Genomic DNA, 18,075 nt, shown 5'->3' on the forward strand with positions numbered 1-18,075 from the left:
CCGCAGCGGCCCGCACCCCGGCGGCGGAGTGTGGGCCGGCCGCGTCAGGCCGGCTTCGCCGCATGGCCTCCCCGCAGCACCACATAGATGGCCGGGATCACCAGCACGGTCAGCAGCGTCGACGACGCCAGGCCGAACAGCAGCGAGATCGCCAGCCCCTGGAAGATCGGGTCGGTGAGGATCGTCACCGCACCGATCATCGCCGCCAGCGCCGTCAGCAGGATCGGCTTGAAGCGGATGGCTCCCGCCTCCAGCAGCACCTCCGTCAGCTGCCGGCCCGGTGTGCGGGCGTGGCGGATGAAGTCGACCAGCAGGATCGAGTTGCGCACGATGATGCCTGCGAGCGCGATGAAGCCGATCATCGATGTCGCCGAGAACGGCGCGCCGAACAGCCAGTGCCCGATCAGGATGCCGATGAAGGTCAGCGGGATCGGCGTCAGGATCACCAGCGGCAGCTTGAACGAGCCGAACTGCATCACGACGAGGATGTAGATGGCGAGCAGTGCCACCATGAAGGCGGCGCCCATGTCGCGGAAGGTCACCCAGGTCACCTCCCATTCGCCGTCCCACAGCAGGACCGGCTTCGTGGTGTCGACCGGCTGGCCGTTGAGCGCGACGGCAGGTTTCGGCACCGCCCCCCAGTCCGCCGCCTCGATGGCCCGCTGCACCGCAATCATGCCGTAGAGCGGCGCCTCGAAGGCGCCCGCGAGCTCGGCCGTCACCATTTCGGCGGCGCGGCCGTTGCGGCGATAGACCGGCAGGGAGGTGGTCTCGCGGGTCATCCGCACCACGTCTCCGAGCTCCACAACCGACCGATCGCCGGGTAGGATGTTGGCCGGTACGGGCGTCGCCAGCGCCCGCTCGTCGACGACGAGGCCGCTCTTCGCCGGCGCGAGCCGGATCGGGATGGGCTGGCGGCCGCCGCCCCGATGCGAATAGCCGACCGTGGTGCCGCCATAGAGCATGCGGATGGTGGAGAAGACGTCGGACTGTTCGACGCGGTGGAAGTCGAGGGCGTCGTCGGCGACGGTGAGCCGCACGCGCTCGGCGGCCGTGCCGAAACTGTCGTCCACGTCGACGATGAAGGGCACCGCGGCGAAGGCCTCCCGCACCTTGCGCGCCACCTGCCGGCGCGTCTCGGCGTCGGGCCCGTAGATCTCGGCGAGCAGCGTCGCCATGACCGGCGGTCCCGGCGGCGGCTCGACCACCTTCACCGCCGTCAGCGGCGGCACGGCGATCCCCCGCAGCCGCTCGCGCACCTCGAGGGCGATGGCGTGGCTGTCGCGCTTGCGCCTATCCTTCGCCACGAGGTTGAGCTGCAGGTCGCCCATCTGCGGCTCGCTGCGCAGGTAGGAATGGCGCACCAGCCCGTTGAAGTTGAACGGCGCGGCCGTGCCGGCATGGCTCTGGATCGAGGCGATCTCCGCCATGGGCGCGAGGCGCGCCGCCATCTCCTGCAGCAGCCGATCGGTCTCCTCCACCGATGCGCCGCGCGGCAGGTCGACGACCACGCCGAGCTCGGACTTGTTGTCGAAGGGCAGCAGCTTCACCGTGACGTGCTGGGTATAGAACAGCGCCATGGAACCGAGCGTCGCGACCCCGACGAGGACGAGGAACATCCAGGCGCGGGCCTTGGAGGCGAGAATGGGAGCCGCCGCCCGGCGGTAGGCCCGACCCAACGGTCCGCCGTCATCCCCGCCATGGCCGCCATGGACGGTCTCGTGCCCGCCATGGGCCTTGCCGAACTTCAGCATCAGCCACGGCGTCACCATGACGGCGACGAAGAAGGAGAAGACCATCGCCGCCGAGGCATTGGCGGGGATCGGGCTCATATAGGGCCCCATCATGCCCGAGACGAAGAGCATGGGCAGCAGCGCCGCCACCACGGTCAGCGTCGCGACGATGGTCGGATTGCCGACCTCGCCCACGGCGTCGATCGCCGCCTGCGCGCGCGAGCGGCCGTCCTTCATCGCCCAGTGGCGGGCGATGTTCTCGATGACGACGATGGCGTCGTCGACGAGGATGCCGATGGAGAAGATCAGCGCGAAGAGACTGACGCGGTTCAACGTGTAGCCCATGATCCGCGCGGCGAAGAGCGTCAGCAGGATCGTCACCGGAATGACGATCGCCACGACCAGCGCCTCGCGCCAGCCGATGGCGAGCCACACCAGCAGGACGATGGAGACGGTCGCCAGGGCGAGGTGGAACAGGAGCTCGTTCGCCTTCTCGTTGGCCGTCTCGCCGTAGTCGCGCGTCACATGCACGGCCAGGTCGCCCGGCACCACGGTGCCTTCGGCGCGCTTCACCGCGGCGAGGATGTCGTGGGCGACGGTGACGGCATTGGCGCCCGCCCGCTTGGCGATGGCGAGGGAGACGGCGGGCGCCCGGTCGAAACCGCCCTCGCCGTTGCGCGACAGATGGGAGACGCGGGTCTCCGCCGTCTCGGTCGCCAGCGTGATGCGGGCGACGTCGCGCACATAGACCGCACGGCCGTCGCGGGTGGTGACGAGCAGATTGCCGATCTCCGGCAGGCCGCCGAGGGTCTGGCCGGCGACGAGGCCGATCTGCCGGTTTCCGTCTCGGATGGTCGCGGCCGAGAAGGCGCGGTTCGCCGCTTCCACCTTGGCCGCGAGGGCCTGCAGCGTCAGGCCGGCGCGGGCGAGCAGTTCGGGATCGGGCTCGACGCGGATTTCCTCGGGCTGCTGTCCCACCAGATAGGTCAGGCCGATATTGTCGAGCCGGGAGATCGCCACCTGCAGCTCGCGGGCGACGCGGGTGAGGTCGTTGGCGCTCCAGCGGTCTACGGCTCCCGGCCTGGCGGCGAGCGTCAGCACCATGATGGCGACGTCGTCGATGCCGCGGCCGACGATCAGCGGCTCTGGAATGCCCGTCGGCAGCCTGTCGAGATTGGCGCGCACCTTCTCGTGGACGCGCAGGATCGCCGCATCCGACGAGGTTCCCACGAGGAAGCGCGCGGTGACCAGCGTGCCGTCGTCGCGGGTCGTCGAATAGACGTGCTCGACCCCGTTGATCGACTTGACCAACGTCTCCAGCGGCTCGGTGACGAGCTTGACCGCATCCTCCGCCTTGAGGCCGTCGGCCCGCACGTGGATGTCGACCATGGGCACGGAGATCTGCGGCTCTTCCTCGCGCGGCAGCGTCACCAGCGCCACCATCCCGAGCACCAGCGAGGCGAGCAGGAAGAGCGGCGTCAGCGGCGAAGTGATGAAGGCGCGGGTCAGCGCGCCGGCAATGCCCAGTTTCGGCGTCTCGGTCACGGCAGGATCACCCGGTCTCCGGGCCGCAGCCCGGTCAATATCTCGCGGCGGGTCCCGGTCGGAGTCTCGACGAGCGCGCCGATGACGACGGCGACGTCGCGCTCCCCCTGAGACGTTGCGATGCGGACGAAATCGATGCCGGCGCGCAACGTCAGCGCCGCCTCCGGCACGGCGAGCACCTGCCGCGTGGCGACGGGCACGCGCACCAGCACGCGCTCGCCGACGAACCGGTCGGAAAGGCCCTCCACCGCGACATCGGCGATGACGCGGCCGGATTCGATCTGCGGATAGACCTTCTCGATCTTGCCGCGGGACGGACGGCCTGCTTGCGCCGCGCCTTCGCCGATCTCCACGACGGCGCCCACGGTGAGCAGCGGCGCATGGCGCTCGGGGATGGCGAGGCGCAGGAACAGGCCGCCGCCGGCGATGGTGGCCACCTGCTCGCCCGCCAGCACTACCGAGCCACGGCGGATCGGAACCGTCAGCACCCGCCCGGCGGCCGGCGCGACGACGGTGCCTTCCGTCGCCTGCTGGAGGATGACGGCCTTCTCGGCCTCGGCCTGGTTCATCTGATTGGTCACCACGTCCACCTGCATCCGCAACTGGTCGAGGCGTTGCTGGGTGGCGGCGCCACGGGCGAGCAGAGCCGCCGTGCGATCAAACTCGACCCGGGCGTTGTCCAACTGCGAGGCGGCGGCACGGATGCGCGCGTCGGCGGCGTTCATCTGCAGCACGAGCTTCTCGTCCGCGACGCGGGCGATCGGCCGCCCCGCCTCCACCACCGAACCCTCGGTGACGTCGAGATCGACAAGGACGCCGCCGATGCGCGAGCGGGCCGGCACGACGAACCGGCTCTCGATCCGCCCGTAGACGGCCTTGCTGTCCACCACCGCCACGGGCTGGACCACCTCTTCGGCGGCCTTCGCCCCGGGGGCGAGGGACAGGAGAACGGCCAGGCCCAGAAGGCCGGCAACAGCAGGTTGACGCGCGCGCATCGTTCGCGACCTCACTTGAAGGCGCAGCCGGTCTTCAGGCCCATTGCCTTGAAGATCATGGCGGCAGGGCAGAAGCCAGTGAACCCAGCCTGCAGCATGTTGAGGCCCACGAAGGCGTTGAAGGCCAGGAACCAGGGCGAGACGAGATAGGCGAGGGCCAGCGAGACGAGGATCATAAGGCCGGCGAAACTGAGGACGGCGTTGTCGATGGTCATGGGACTTCCCCCTTCCGGTTTAAGATGGATCACCGCGGGCGCGGCGTCGTTGCGGTAGCTGCTTGACGCCCCCCGGGGCGTTCCGGTATCAGCACCCCTGTAATATATTCGAATATGCGAATATCAAGAGGCGACGTCGACATTGCGCAAGCGGTCCCCGATCCTTCGCAGCGCGGACCGCAACGCAGGGCCGACGCCCTGCGTTCGGCCACCACGTCTGGGGAGCCAGCCATGACGACGCGAGAAGGCCATACGGCAGGCGCACCGGGGCGCCCTGACCGCCGCGACCCTCGACGGCGCCTCGTCGCCCTGATCACCGTCATCTGGACGGCCGGCGCCCTCGGCACTGCCGTCCTGGCCTATGTGGCGCTGAGCCCGGTCGGCGCCCCAGCGACCGCCCGTTAGACCGAAGCCGAAAGGACCTTTCCATGTTTGGATGGCTCAGCCGCCGGTCCGCCGGCCGGGATCTCGCCCCCGAGGAGGCCAAGGCGCTCGCCGACAGCGGCGAGGCCGTGCTGGTCGACGTGCGAGAGGAGGGCGAATGGCAGTCCGGCCACATTCCAGGCGCCGTCCACCTGCCGCTCTCGCGCTTCGCCGCGGACAGCGGACGGCTGCCGAAGGGGCGCCGCCTGGTCCTCTACTGCCTGTCGGGAGCCCGCTCCGCGCGCGCCCTCGGTGAATGCGCGCGGCTCGGCCTGCCCGCCGACGGCCATGTCGCCGGCGGCATCTCCGCCTGGCGGCGGGCGGGACTGCCCGTCACCCGCTGACCGTGCGCCCGCCTTGAACAGCCCGGCGAAGTCCGGTCTACTGACTCTTGGAAGGACATGCCGGACCACCGAACAGCGCCGATAGAGCGCGACGGGGTCCCCCAGGAGGAAGACCCATGACCAAGACGCTCTGGACGCCGTCGCGGCGCCGTTTCATCACGTCCTCGTCGGCCGCGGCTCTCGCGGGCCTCGCGGCGCCGGGCCTCGCCCAGACGCGCTTTCCGAACCGGCCGGTGACGCTCATCGTCCCCTGGACGGCCGGCGGCTCCACCGACATGGGCTTCCGCGCTCTCGCCGAAGCCACGCAGAAACACCTCGGCGAGCGCATCATCGTCGAGAACAAGCCCGGCGCCGGCGGCACGCTGGGCCCGGCCCAGATGGCGGCGGGCGCCCGCCCCGACGGCTACACGCTGGCGCAGATGCCGATCACCATGTTCCGCCTGCCGCACATGACGCGGGTGGCCTTCAACCCGCTGACCGACTTCAGCTACGTCGTCCACGTGGCCGGCTACTGCTTCGGCACGACGGTGCGCGCCGACAGCCCGCACAAGACGATGAAGGACCTCGTCGAGTTCGCCCGCGCCAATCCGGACAAGGTCACCTACGGCACGCCCGGCGCCGGCACCTCGCTGCACATCACCATGATGGACATCGCCGCGCGCGAGAACATCAAGTGGACGCACGTTCCCTTCCGCGGCGCCTCCGAGACCAATGCCGCGGTGCTCGGCGGCCACGTCACGGCCCAGGCCGATTCCAGCGGCTGGGCGCCGCTGGTCAATGCTGGCCAGCTCCGCCTCCTCGCCACCTGGGGCAAGAAGCGCACGAAGACCTGGTCGAGCGTGCCCACCCTGCAGGAGAGCGGCATCGACATCGTCTCCAACTCGCCCTTCGGCATCGCCGGCCCCAAGGGCATGGATCCCGGCATCGTCAAGGTGCTGCACGACGCCTTCAAGAAGGGCATCGAGGAGCCGGACCACATGCGGGTCATGGACCAGCTCGACCAGGAGGTCGACTACATGGACACGGCCACCTACGAAGCCTTCGTCAAGACCATGTACGAGGACATGCGCCAGCAGGTGGAACGCCTCGGCCTGCGCCGCAGCTGATCCCGCGAAAGCCACCGTCATGCGCATTCCCGATCTCGTGGCCGCCGTGGCCATCGCCGGCCTCGGCGCCTTCCTCGTGCGGGAGGGCGGCGAGCTCGGCCTCGGCGAACCGACGGAGCCGGGGTCCGGCTTCATGTTCTGGTGGATCGGCGCGGCGATGATCCTGGCGGGCGGCGCCCTCGGCGTCACCGGTCTCCTCGCCCCGGCGGGCCGCCAGCCGGCCGACATGCCGCCCGCGGGCGGTCCCCTCGCCCAGCCGCTCATGGGGATCGCCGCCCTCGTCGGCTATGCGCTGGCGCTCCAGCCGATCGGCTTCATTCCGACATCGGCGGCGCTGCTCGCCGGCCTCTTCGCCTTCGTCGGCGGCTATCGCTGGCAGGTCTCGCTCGGCATGGGCATTGCGGGGGCCTTCCTCTGCTGGTTCCTCTTCGCCCGGCTCCTCGGCAGCAACCTGCCCGCCGGCATCCTCGTCAACACCGTGTTCGGGAACTGACCGATGGAGCTTCTCGGTCAACTCGGAACCGGCTTCGTCGTCGCGCTGTCGCCGGACAACCTCTTCTACTGCTTCGTCGGCGTGCTGATCGGCACCCTGGTCGGCGTGCTCCCGGGCATCGGGCCCATCGCCGCCATGTCGCTGCTGCTCCCCGCCACCTTCGCCATTCCGCCGACCGGCGCGGTCATCATGCTCGCCGGCATCTATTACGGCTCCATGTATGGCGGCTCGACCACCTCCATCCTGGTCCGCATCCCGGGCGAGGCCGCCTCCGTCGTCACCTGCCTCGACGGCCACGAGATGGCGAAACAGGGCCGCGCCGGCGCGGCGCTCTTCGTCGCCGCCATCGGCTCCTTTTTCGCCGGAACCGTCGCCCTCGTCGGCCTGATCCTGGTCGCGCCGCTGATGATCACCGTGGCGCTCGCCTTCGGCCCGGCCGAATATTGCGCGCTGATGCTCCTCGGTCTCTGCCTCATCGCCTATCTGTCCCAGGCCTCCGTCATCAAGTCGTTGGTCATGGCCGGCATCGGCCTGGTGCTGGGCCTCGTCGGCATCGATTCCATCAACGCCCTGCCCCGCCTCACTTTCGACCGGCTGGAACTGCTCGACGGCATCGGCCTCGTGCCCGTCGTCATGGGCCTGTTCGGCGTCGCGGAGATCTTCAAGAACCTCGAACAGGGCACAGACCGCACCGTGGTCGAGAGCAAGGTCGGACGGCTCTGGCTCACCTCGACCGACTGGATCCAGTCGCGCTGGGCCATCGTGCGCGGCACGGCCCTCGGCTTCGTGCTGGGCATCCTGCCGGGAGGCGGCGCCGTCATCTCCTCCTTCGTCTCCTATGCGATGGAGCGGCGGCTCTCGAAGACGCCGGAGCGCTTCGGCAAGGGCGCCATCGAAGGGGTCGCGGGACCTGAAGCCGCCAACAACGCCGCCGCCGGCTCCGCCTTCATCCCGCTGATGACCCTCGGCATCCCGCCCAATGCCGTGCTCGCCCTGCTGCTCGGCGCACTCATCATCCACAACGTGCCGGTCGGCCCGACCATGATCACCCAGCGGCCGGACCTCTTCTGGGGCGTCGTCGCCTCCATGTATGTCGGCAACGTCATGCTGCTGGTGCTGAACCTGCCGCTCATCGGGCTCTGGGTGAAATGCCTCCAGGTGCCCTACGGCATCCTCTTTCCCCTGATCCTGCTGTTCTGCTGCATCGGCGTCTATGCCACCTCGGGCCAGATCTTCGACCTCTATGTGATGATCGCCTTCGGCGTCGGCGGCTGGCTGGTGGCGCGCTGGGGTTACGAGCCGGCCCCACTGGTCCTCGGCTTCGTCCTCGGCCCCATGTTCGAGAACAACCTGCGCAAGGCCCTGATCCTGTCGCGCGGCAGCTGGATGACCTTCATCGAGCGCCCGATCTCCGCCTTCTTCGTGCTGGCCTCGGCGATCATTCTGGCGACGGCGCTCGTCCCCTGGATCAACGCCAAGCGCAAGGAGATCGCCGTCGAGGGCTGAGGGGGCGACGAGCGTCAGGGGGCGCCTGCCACATGAGCCCCGCGCCGGTATTCGCGCGGCGTGAAACCGATCTTGTTTTTGAAGAACCGCGAGAAGTGACCCGGCGCCGAAAAGCCGAGGTCAAGCGCGATGTCGCCGGCCGGACGGTCGCTGGCGATGAGCTGCTCGATGGCATATTCCACCCTCAGCGTGTCGTTGTAGACCGCCGGTGTCATTCCGGTGCTGGCAGTGAACTGCTCGAAGAATCGCGACCGCGAGAGGCCCACCGCCCGTGCCAGGACATCGATCGTCTGCGGCCTGGGGGGATCGGCGCGCATCAGCGCGATGGCCTTGCGGATGCGGTGGTCGACCGAGCGCGGCTCCGCCGGAGCGAGGCTGTCGGGCGAGTTTGCGGCGAGAATGCGGGTCAGAAGGGCGAGGATGTCGCCCTCCAGATCGTCCGCCGCCGCCGTCAGGGTGGGATCGGCGATGGTCGCCGCGATCCTTCCGACAAGGCGGCGCATGGCGTCGTCGACGCGCGCCGACTGCCGGCTGAACGGTCGCCGCGACGTTCCGCCGCTGCCGCGAACCAGCCAGCCCGCCTCGATATAGAGCGCCAGGATGGTGATGGGCGGATCGGCGCTGGCGCGCCAATTGGCGTGCGGCACCCAGGGGTTGAGCAGCACCATCTCGCCGTCGGTGATCGGGCACCGCGTCCCCTCCACGTCATAGGCACCGTCCTGCCCCTCCACCTTGATGAGCGCGTGGACATGAGGATGGGCATGGACGTGGACGGGCTGGTTGGTGCGGAACAGAGTCACGCGACCGAAGAGCCCCTGATGGACGCCGATGACGCCGGTCATGCTTCCTCCAGCGCCCGCTCTGCCGGCGGGCTGCGGACTCAGCATCCACTAAACCGGACGAAAAGGTAAGTCACAGGACGCATCGGTAAGCCGCGCGGGCGAGACCCCTGTAGGGTTTTGCAGCATCCCGCCATCCGCTCCGAGGACGACGCATGACCGCGCCCGCCATGGTTCTGAGACTCGTCGAGGACATCGTCGCCGCAGGCGCGCGTCTCTCCTTCCCCGACGACGGCGTCCGGCGGGTTCTCTACTGTGTCCACGGCGCCGTTGAGGCGGGAGGCGGACGAGTGGAAGACGACCAGGCCGTGCTTCTGACCGGACCGGCCCTCGCAGTTGCCGGTGCGGCGGGCGCAACCGTCTGGCGCTATGAACTCGCGCCCGCAGGGGCGCCCGTCTTTCGCCTGCCGGCCGAAGCCGGCGTCACGCGCGACAAGCTGAGCGAGGCTCTCACCTGGCCTGTCGCCGACCGGATTCTGATCCGCGCCGACAGCGTCTCCTTTCCGCCGGGCGGCTGCGCCTATCTGCATACGCACCAGGGGCCGGGCATCCGCTGCCTCATCGACGGCGGGATTCGAATCGACGCCCTGGGCCATTCGGCAAGCTACGGCCCAGGCGCGGCCTGGTTCGAGAGCGGCCCGGATCCGGTCTTCGCCCAAGCCGCGGCCGACCGCCCCAGCCGCTTCGTCCGCGTGATGGTCCTGCCGGCTGCGCTCCACGGGCGGTCCTCGATCGCATACGTCAATGCCGAGGACCGCGAGAAGCCGAAATCCCAGACCTACAAGGGATATCTGGACCAGATCATCGACACCTGACGCCGTCGAGGCGACCAGTTGGGGCCCGTCGCCCCGCGTGAGGCGGCAGGAAGACCGCCTGAGCAGACAAGGCAAACGGAGGAACCGTACGATGACGCTGACCCGCAGAACGGCCATGGCCGCCCTCGCCCTGACCGGCGCGGCGCTCGCGGCGCCCGCCGCTGGCGCCCAATCCGCCTATCCGGAGCGCCCGATCAAGGTGATCGTGCCCTTCGCCGCCGGCAGCGCCTCGGACATCGTCGGGCGCATCGTGCTGGAGGCCATGGCAAGCGATCTGGGACAGCGCTTCGTGGTGGAAAACCAGGCCGGCGCCAGCGGCAATCTCGGCACCGGTGCGGTCGCGCGCGCTGAACCCGACGGCTACACCATCCTCGTCTCCGCTTCCGGGCCCCTGGCCGTCAACCAGGCGCTGTTCCCCAATATCGGATACGATCCACTCGCCGATTTCGAGCCGATCTCTCTCATCGCGACACTGCCCAACGTCATCGTCGTCAACGCGGGGCTGCCGCTGAACTCCGTGGCGGATCTGATCGCTGCCGCGAAGAAGGATCCGGGCAAGCTCAACTACGGGAGCATCGGCAACGGCAGTTCCCAGCATCTGGCGGCCGCCTATTTCGAGCAGGTGACCGGGACGCGCATGACCCATGTCCCCTATCGCGTCACCGGCCAACTCGTCAGCGATTTGGTCGGAGGGCAGCTCCAAGTGTCCTTCCAGTTGATTCCCAACGTCCTCGGCCAGATCCAGGGCCGCCAGGTGCGGCCCCTCGCCATCACCGCAAACCGTCGGTCCGAAGTGCTGCCCGACGTACCGACGGTCGCAGAGGTGGGACTGCAGGGCTACGAGGCCTATGGCTGGTTCGCCATGCTCGCGCCGAGGAACACCCCGGCACCCGTCGTCACACGACTCCACGCCGCCTACATGAAGGCCATGGCCGACCCGGCGGTCCGCCGCCGCATCGTCGAGGTCGGTGCCGAGCCGGCAACCTCCACCCCGACCGAACTTCGGTCGTTCATGCAGGCCGAAGCCCGCAAATGGGGTGACATCATCCGCACCAACGGCATCAAGCCGAACTGAGCGCGGCATCGGCGGCCGCTGTGTCAGGTCAGGGCGGGTCTGCCGTCGGCACGAGCGCGGACCTCCCCGGCGCCGCGGGGCGCTTGCCAAGAGCGGGGATTATGCCCACAAGAGCCCCGTTGAGCGGGGCTCCATGGGTATTTTGAGAAGTTCTTTCGTCAGAACCACCGCTCTGATGCTGGCGGCCGGTATCACGGTCCTGATCCTGATCGTCGCGGCATCCCTCTGGCTCACCGCCCGCTCGCAGCAGCACTTCGGCGAGGTCGTCACCTCGCGCGCCATCCGCAGCGCCACCGCCGACCTGCTCTCGCTCATGCAGGACGCCGAGACCGGCCAGCGCGGCTTCCTCATCACCCGCGATCCCGTCTTCCTGCGTCCCTATCGCAGCGCCCTCGCCAATTTCGAGCAGCGGGTCGCCGCCTTCCGCGAGTCGATTGCGGCAGAGACCGAGCTTGCCAGCCTCGCCACCCGGCTGGACGAGCGCCTCCGGCGCAAGATGGAGGAACTGCGCAACCGCGTCGCGCTCGGCGAGTCGGGCCGGTTCGAGCAGGCAGTCGCCGAGGTCGGCACCGGATCGGGCATGCGCCTGATGGACGAGATCAGGGCCGATCTCGGCGAGGTCCTGGAGCGGGGCGAGCAGTCGCTCAACCGCGCCATCGCCGCACAGGACGCCACTACCGACCAGTTGCAGTTCGTCTCCATCGCCGGCGCAATCATCATCCTCGGTCTCGCCGCGGCGGCCGCCTGGCTTATCTCGGGTTATACCCGCGAGCTCGCCTATTCCCGTGCCGAGCTGGAGGTGCTCAATACCGGGCTGGAACAGCGGGTCAATGAACGCACCGAAGCGCTGACCAAGGCGAACGAGGAGATCCAGCGCTTCGCCTATATCGTCACCCACGACCTCAGGGCGCCGCTGGTCAACATCATGGGCTTCACCAGCGAGCTGGAAGCCTCGATGAAACCCGTCGCCACCCTGCTCGGAGGCAAGGAGACGAGCCCCCACGATCGCGAGGAGGCCCGCCAGGCCATCGAGACCGACCTGCCGGAAGCCATCGGCTTCATCCGCTCGTCGACCCAGAAGATGGACAACCTCATCAACGCCATCCTGAAGATCTCGCGCGTCGGCACGCGCACCCTGAAGCCCGAGCCGATCGACCTGAAGGCTCTCGCCGAGGCGAGCGCCGCCGCCGTGCACCACCAGGCGTCGGACGATGAGGGCGATGCGGGCATCCGCATCGAGGTCCCGCGCCTCGAGATCGTCAGCGACAGGCTTTCGGTCGACCAGATCCTCGGCAACCTGCTCGACAACGCCATCAAGTACCGCGCCACCGACCGCCCCATCCGCATCGCGATCCGCGGCCGCCGCGACCGGCACTTCGCCTATCTGGAGGTCGAGGACAACGGCCGCGGCATCGCCGCCTCCGACACCGAGCGCGTCTTCGAACTGTTCCGCCGCTCCGGCCCCCAGACGGTGGCGGGCGAAGGCATCGGCCTCGCCCATGTCCGCACCCTCGCCCGCAATCTCGGCGGCGACATCACCCTCACGTCGACCCTCGGCAGCGGAAGCACCTTCACCGTCAGGCTGCCCATCGATTTCAATGAGTTCAAGAGGAGAGCCGCGCTATGAACCGGAGCGGAAACCCCGTCACCATCATCATGATCGAGGACGACGAGGGCCATGCGCGCCTCATCGAGAAGAACATCCGCCGCGCCGGTGTCTCCAACGAGATCGTCCCCTTCACCAACGGTACCGAGGCCCTCGCCCACCTGCTCGGCGCCGACGGCTCCGGCGAGGTGAGCATCGGCCGCCAGCTCCTCATCCTGCTCGACCTCAACCTGCCCGACATGGGCGGCGTCGACATCCTGGAGAAGGTGAAGTCGAACCCCCACACCAAGCGCGCGCCCGTCGTCGTCCTGACGACGACCGACGACCAGCGCGAGATCCAGCGCTGCTACGACCTCGGCGCCAACGTCTACATCACCAAGCCGGTGGACTATGACGGCTTCGCTCAGGCGATCCGCCAACTCGGCCTGTTTTTTGCGGTGATGCAGGTGCCGGAAGCCGACTGAGCGGTAAAACCTGACCATGTCCGACGCGCAGAAGCGGATTCTCTATGTCGACGACGACGCCGCCCTCGGGCGGCTCGTCCAGCGACGGCTGGCGCGCCATGGCTTCGCCGTGGTCCATGCGGGCGATGCCGCCGCCGGGCTGGAGGCCCTCGCCGGGGACGCCTTCGACGTGGTCATCCTCGACCACGACCTCGGCACCTCGACCGGCCTCGACCTCCTGCCGCGGATCAGGGAACAGGCGCCCTCGCTGCCGGTCATCTACGTCACCGCCTCCACGGAACTCGCCATCGCGGTCGAGGCGCTGAAGGCCGGCGCCTTCGACTATGTGGTGAAGACGGTCGGCGAGGATTTCGACACCTTGCTGCTCTCCGCCATCACCCAGGCGGTCGAGAAGGGCATCCTTCTGCGGCTGAAGGAAAAGGCCGAACGCGAGGTGGCCGAGGCGCGCGACCACGCCCTGGTCCTGCTGGCCGAGGTCAATCACCGCGTCAGCAACAGCCTCGCCCTCGTCTCCTCGCTGATCCGCATGCAGGCCGCGGCCTCGAAGGACCCGGAGACCAAGGCCGCGCTGGTCACCACCCAGGCCCGCATCGCCGCCGTCGGGGACCTGCACCGCAACCTCTACACCTCCGACGACGTGCGCTCGGTGGATCTCGGCGCCTACCTCACGTCCGTGCTCGACGCGGTGCGCCTGTCGGTCGCCGATACCGGCTCGGCGGCGACGGTGAGCTTCACGCCCGCCGCCGTGCTGTGCCGCACTGACAAGGCGGTCTCGGTGGGCATGATCGTCACCGAACTCGTCACCAATGCCCTGAAATATGCCTATCCCGACGGGGCCGGAGAGGTCCGGGTCACGCTGGCCGCCGAACCTGACGGCATTGTCCTCACCGTCGCCGACGACGGAGTCGGCTGGCGCGGCGCCGGGCCGGCGCGGGGCTCGGGCCTCGGCAGCCGCATCATCGCCTCCATGGCCAAGACCCTCGACAGCCAGGTCGACTATCTCGACGTCCCCGCCGGCACCTGCGCCCGGCTTCAGGTGCCCGCCGCGGTTCTGGAGCGGCGCTGAGCGCGGCGTCGGCCCGTTTCCTCGCCGCGGCCGGTGCAGCATGCTAATTGCTTGAGGGCATCCGCCCTACTCCTGCCCGCGGGTGGAACGCCCTTGAATCTGCGCCAGCTCGAACTCCTCCGCGCCGTGATCCGCTGCGAGACCACCGTCGGCGCAGCGCGTGAACTCGGCCTGTCCCAGCCCGCCGTGTCCAACGCCGTCAAGCATCTGGAGGACCAGCTCGGCTTTGCCCTGTTCGAGCGCATCAACAACCGTCTCTTCCCCACCCAGGAGGCGCGGACGCTCTACCAGGATTCCGAGCCCATCTTCGCCATGCACACGGCGCTGGAAGCCCGCGTGCAGGACTTGCGGGAAAACCGGGCGGGCCGCATCCGCATCATCGCCACCCCGCCGCTCGGCTACGGCCCGATCCCCGTCGCGCTGCAGCGCTTCCTCGCCCGCCGGCCGAAGGTGCGCATCTCCTTCGACGTGCTGCGCCTCGAGGACGTGGCGGAGAAGGTCGAGCTCGGCGTCTCCGAACTCGGCTTCGTCCTCGGCATCGGCGACCATCCCGCCCTGAAGGTCGAGCCGGTCTACGAGGGCCGCATGGTCTGCGCCCTGCACCGCAGTCATCCCCTCGCGGGTCGCGACGTCATCACCCCCGCAGACCTCCGCGACCTCCCCTTCATCGCCCTCGAGCGCGGCACCCGTCTCGGGACCGCCGTCCGCCAGGCCTTCGAGGCGGCCGGAGAGCCCTTCCGCCACGCCGTCGAAGTCCGCTACTGCCACACCGCCTGCGTGCTGGCGGCGAGCGGCATCGGCGTCGCGGTCGTCGATCCCTTTTCGCCCGCGGGCAGCGGCCGGCCTGACCTCGCCGTCGTGCCCTTCGAGCCGGCGACGCCGGTCAGCGCCTATGTGGTCGCCTCGCGCAGCCGGCCGCTCTCCCGCCTCGCCGGCGATTTCCTCAAGGAGGTGCGGATGGCCCTCGACGAGGCCACCGCACGGCTGCCGTGATCGACGGCGGCAAGCGGTAAGCCTGAGGCGTCAGCGCAGGTATTTGCCTAGCGAATAGGCTTGCCCAAAAAATCATAGTCTGCAGGATTGTCCCACGCCCGGGCGCCGTCGCAGTCTGGCCGCGGCACGCCGCCAGCGGATGTGCCGACGTCCCGAGACAGAGGTCTTCATGTCCCGCATCCTGCGCGTCGCAGCCGCCCAGATGGGCCCCAACCAGCGTGCCGACGCCCGTTCCGCCATCCTCGCGCGTATGGTCGCGCTGCTCGACCAGGCCGCCGACCGCGGCGCCGACCTCGTCGTCTTCCCGGAACTCGCCTTCACCACCTTCTTTCCGCGATGGCTGCTGGAGACCGGCGAGGTCGACGCCTATTTCGAGGCGGCGATGCCCAACCCCGAGGTCGCCGCGCTGTTCGACCGGGCGCGGGAGCGACGGGTCGGTTTCTATGTCGGTTACGCCGAGCTGGCAGGGGACCGCCACTTCAACAGCGCCATCACGGTCGGCCCCGACGGCACGATCCTCGGCAAGTACCGCAAGGTGCATCTGCCGGGCTCGGTGGAACCGCGGCCCGGAGACCGCTTCCAGCAGCTCGAAAAGCGCTATTTCGACTATGGCGACCTCGGCTTCCCCGCCTTCTGGGGCCCGAAGGCCTGGCAGGAGCCGGTGCTCGGCATGCTCGTCTGCAACGACCGGCGCTGGCCCGAGGCCTGGCGCTGCTACGGCCTGCAAGGCGTCGAGCTCATGCTCATCGGCTACAACTCGGCGGCCTACGACCCCAATGGCGGCACCACCGAGAGCGAGGGCCTGCGCACCTTCCACTCGACCCTCGCCGTCCAGGCCAACGCCTACATGAACGCCACCTGGGCGGTCTCGGTGGCCAAGGCCGGCAACGAGGACGGCTCCGGCCTCATCGGCGGCTCCTGCATCGTCGATCCCAACGGCGTCGTGGTGGCGCAGGCCGAGACCCTGGGCGACGAGGTCCTGGTGGCGGAGGTCGACCTCGACGCCTGCCGGCAGGGGAAGGAGAAGATGTTCAACTTCGCCGCCCACCGCCGGCCGCAGCACTACGGCGCCATCGTCGATCAGGTCGGGGCGGTGCTGCCGCCGAAGCCGGCTGCCGCGGAAAGGCTCAGCGCATGACACCGCCCGCCGCCACCCATCCGAGCCTGCCGGACATTTCCGGCCACAGCATCGTCGCCGAGCGCTACTGGGGCCGCTGGGTCGCCGTGGCGATCATCGTCCTGCTCATCGCCGCTCTCGCCCGCGCCTTCGCCGTCGGCCAGATCGAGTGGACCTATGTCGGCCAGTTCCTCACGGCGAAGTCCATCCTCGACGGCCTCGCCAACACCATCCTGATGACCATCGGCGCCATGACGCTCGGCATCGTCCTCGGCGTCGTTGCGGCGGTCATGCGCATGTCGCCCAATCCGGTGCTGAAGGGTGTCGCCATGGGCTACGCCTGGCTGTTCCGCGGCACGCCGGTGATCCTCCAGTTGCTGCTCTGGTTCAACCTCGCGCTGATCTTCCCGACCCTCGGCATTCCCGGCCTGTTCTCCTTCCGCACGGTGGACGTGATGACCCCAGCGGTGGCGGCGCTCCTCGGCCTCGGCATCAACCAGGGCGCCTACACCTCCGAGGTGATGCGCGCCGGCATGCTCTCCGTCGATGTCGGCCAGTACGAGGCGGCGAAATCCATCGGCATGACGCGGCTCAAGGCGCTGCGCCGCATCGTCTTCCCCCAGGCCATGCGGGTCATCATCCCGCCGCTCGGCAACGAGTTCATCGGAATGGTGAAGCTGACCTCGCTCGCCAGCGTCATCCAGTATTCGGAGATCCTGCACAACGCGCAGAACATCTACTACGCCAACTCGCGGGTCATCGAGCTGCTGATCGTCGCCGCCATCTGGTATCTCGTGGTGGTCTCGGTCCTGACCCCCGCCCAGATGCTGCTGGAGCGCCATTACGGCCGCGGCGCGGGGGTCGGCCGATGACCGCCACGACCGCTCCCGCCATGGCCTCTGCGATCATGACCCCTCCCCCGGGCCAGCCGCCCATCGTCTCCATCGTCGGCGTCCACAAGAGCTTCGGCACCTTCAAGGCGGTCGACGGCGTCTCGCTCGACGTCGCCCCCGGAGAGGTCATCTGCATCATCGGCGCCTCGGGTTCGGGCAAGACGACGCTGCTGCGCTGCATCAACCAACTCGTGCAGATCGACCGCGGCGCCATCTGGGTCGACGGCGAACTCGCCGGTCTCAGGATCGACGGCGACAAGCTCCATCACCTGCCGGAGAAGGAGATCGCCCGCCAGCGCCTCGCCACCGGCATGGTGTTCCAGCGCTTCAACCTCTTTCCGCACCTGACCGCGCTCGAGAACATCATCGAGGGTCCGGTCCAGGTGCTGGGCAAGCCGAAGCGCGAGGCGGTCGAGGAGGCCCACGCCCTGCTGAAGCGGGTCGGCCTGTCGGAAAAGGCGGACGCCTATCCGACCAATCTCTCCGGCGGCCAGCAGCAGCGCGTCGCCATCGCCCGCGCGCTCGCCATGAAGCCGAAGCTGATGCTGTTCGACGAGCCGACCTCGGCCCTCGACCCCGAGCTCGTCGGCGAGGTGCTCGCCGTCATGCGCGAACTCGCGGCGTCCGGCATGACCATGATCGTCGTCACCCACGAACTGGGCTTTGCCCGCGAGGTCGCCGACCGCGTCGTCTTCATGGACCACGGCGCCATCGTCGAGATGGGGCCCGCCAGCCAGGTGCTGGGATCGCCCCGGGAAGCGCGCACCAGCGCCTTCATCGCCGCGGTGCTGGCATGACGCCCCTTTCAAGCGACCAGAGCCGGAGCCACCGGCCGCCCTTCCAGACC

The 18,075-nt window shown here is 69.0% G+C and carries 18 protein-coding genes; 14 read left to right on the plus strand and 4 right to left on the minus strand.

Annotated features, from left to right (window positions below; all coding sequences use genetic code 11):
• Positions 1–44: 44 nt before the first annotated feature.
• Genes C6569_RS08485 through C6569_RS08495 form a run of 3 tightly spaced genes read right to left on the minus strand, consistent with a single transcriptional unit; the run spans position 45 to position 4,488 of the window.
• Positions 45–3,278: an efflux RND transporter permease subunit gene (locus C6569_RS08485; RefSeq protein WP_106748433.1), complete on the minus strand. Its 3,234-nt coding sequence runs from the start codon at positions 3,276–3,278 to the stop codon at positions 45–47.
• Entirely contained in the window at positions 3,275–4,273 is a 999-nt protein-coding gene (locus C6569_RS08490) for an efflux RND transporter periplasmic adaptor subunit (RefSeq protein ID WP_106748434.1), read from the minus strand. The genes C6569_RS08485 and C6569_RS08490 overlap by 4 nt, the downstream gene beginning before the upstream one ends.
• An 11-nt stretch (positions 4,274–4,284) precedes the next feature.
• Entirely contained in the window at positions 4,285–4,488 is a 204-nt protein-coding gene (locus tag C6569_RS08495) for a YgaP family membrane protein (RefSeq protein WP_106748435.1), read from the minus strand.
• 231 nt (positions 4,489–4,719) lie between these two features.
• On the opposite strand from C6569_RS08495, the gene C6569_RS21925 reads away from it, so the two are divergent.
• From C6569_RS21925 to C6569_RS08515, 5 genes are all read left to right on the plus strand, one after another.
• Positions 4,720–4,893 (plus strand): hypothetical protein, encoded by a 174-nt coding sequence (locus tag C6569_RS21925; RefSeq protein WP_181313958.1) that lies wholly within the window; start codon positions 4,720–4,722, stop codon positions 4,891–4,893.
• A gap of 23 nt (positions 4,894–4,916) precedes the next feature.
• Positions 4,917–5,255, plus strand: coding sequence for a rhodanese-like domain-containing protein (locus C6569_RS08500; protein WP_106748436.1), 339 nt, complete (start codon positions 4,917–4,919; stop codon positions 5,253–5,255).
• 116 nt (positions 5,256–5,371) lie between these two features.
• On the plus strand, positions 5,372–6,361 hold the full coding sequence (locus tag C6569_RS08505; RefSeq protein ID WP_106748437.1) for a tripartite tricarboxylate transporter substrate binding protein: 990 nt from the start codon (positions 5,372–5,374) through the stop codon (positions 6,359–6,361).
• Between the two features lie 19 nt (positions 6,362–6,380).
• Complete coding sequence (locus tag C6569_RS08510) at positions 6,381–6,854, plus strand: tripartite tricarboxylate transporter TctB family protein (protein ID WP_106748438.1); 474 nt, start codon at positions 6,381–6,383, stop codon at positions 6,852–6,854.
• A gap of 3 nt (positions 6,855–6,857) precedes the next feature.
• A complete protein-coding gene (locus C6569_RS08515) occupies positions 6,858–8,360 on the plus strand; it encodes a tripartite tricarboxylate transporter permease (protein ID WP_106748439.1) in 1,503 nt (500 codons plus the stop codon).
• Between the two features lie 14 nt (positions 8,361–8,374).
• On the opposite strand, the gene C6569_RS08520 is transcribed toward C6569_RS08515, so the two are convergent.
• Positions 8,375–9,202: an AraC family transcriptional regulator gene (locus C6569_RS08520; protein ID WP_181313959.1), complete on the minus strand. Its 828-nt coding sequence runs from the start codon at positions 9,200–9,202 to the stop codon at positions 8,375–8,377.
• Positions 9,203–9,354: 152 nt separating this feature from the next.
• Here C6569_RS08520 and C6569_RS08525 point away from each other — a divergent pair, with 152 nt between their 5' ends.
• The 9 genes from C6569_RS08525 (at position 9,355) to C6569_RS08565 (ending at position 18,025) form a co-directional block, all read left to right on the plus strand.
• Entirely contained in the window at positions 9,355–10,014 is a 660-nt protein-coding gene (locus C6569_RS08525) for a hypothetical protein (protein WP_106748441.1), read from the plus strand.
• A gap of 91 nt (positions 10,015–10,105) precedes the next feature.
• Positions 10,106–11,089, plus strand: coding sequence for a Bug family tripartite tricarboxylate transporter substrate binding protein (locus tag C6569_RS08530; protein ID WP_245898273.1), 984 nt, complete (start codon positions 10,106–10,108; stop codon positions 11,087–11,089).
• Between the two features lie 175 nt (positions 11,090–11,264).
• Entirely contained in the window at positions 11,265–12,716 is a 1,452-nt protein-coding gene (locus tag C6569_RS08535) for a sensor histidine kinase (RefSeq protein ID WP_245898274.1), read from the plus strand.
• Positions 12,713–13,159 (plus strand): response regulator, encoded by a 447-nt coding sequence (locus C6569_RS08540; RefSeq protein WP_106748443.1) that lies wholly within the window; start codon positions 12,713–12,715, stop codon positions 13,157–13,159. Before C6569_RS08535 ends, C6569_RS08540 begins: the two co-directional genes overlap by 4 nt.
• 16 nt (positions 13,160–13,175) lie before the next feature.
• Positions 13,176–14,225, plus strand: coding sequence for a sensor histidine kinase (locus C6569_RS08545; RefSeq protein WP_106748444.1), 1,050 nt, complete (start codon positions 13,176–13,178; stop codon positions 14,223–14,225).
• Positions 14,226–14,318: 93 nt separating this feature from the next.
• A complete protein-coding gene (locus C6569_RS08550; protein WP_106748445.1) occupies positions 14,319–15,218 on the plus strand; it encodes a LysR family transcriptional regulator in 900 nt (299 codons plus the stop codon).
• 202 nt (positions 15,219–15,420) lie between these two features.
• Positions 15,421–16,356 carry an N-carbamoyl-D-amino-acid hydrolase gene (locus C6569_RS08555; RefSeq protein ID WP_245898324.1) on the plus strand — a complete coding sequence of 312 codons (936 nt, stop codon included), beginning with the start codon at positions 15,421–15,423 and terminating at the stop codon, positions 16,354–16,356.
• Positions 16,353–17,207, plus strand: coding sequence for an amino acid ABC transporter permease (locus tag C6569_RS08560; protein ID WP_106748447.1), 855 nt, complete (start codon positions 16,353–16,355; stop codon positions 17,205–17,207). The genes C6569_RS08555 and C6569_RS08560 overlap by 4 nt, the downstream gene beginning before the upstream one ends.
• 35 nt (positions 17,208–17,242) lie before the next feature.
• On the plus strand, positions 17,243–18,025 hold the full coding sequence (locus tag C6569_RS08565) for an amino acid ABC transporter ATP-binding protein (protein WP_181314009.1): 783 nt from the start codon (positions 17,243–17,245) through the stop codon (positions 18,023–18,025).
• Positions 18,026–18,075 lie beyond the last annotated feature (50 nt).

The organism is Phreatobacter cathodiphilus, from assembly GCF_003008515.1.
In the GTDB taxonomy this organism is placed as follows: domain Bacteria; phylum Pseudomonadota; class Alphaproteobacteria; order Rhizobiales; family Phreatobacteraceae; genus Phreatobacter; species Phreatobacter cathodiphilus.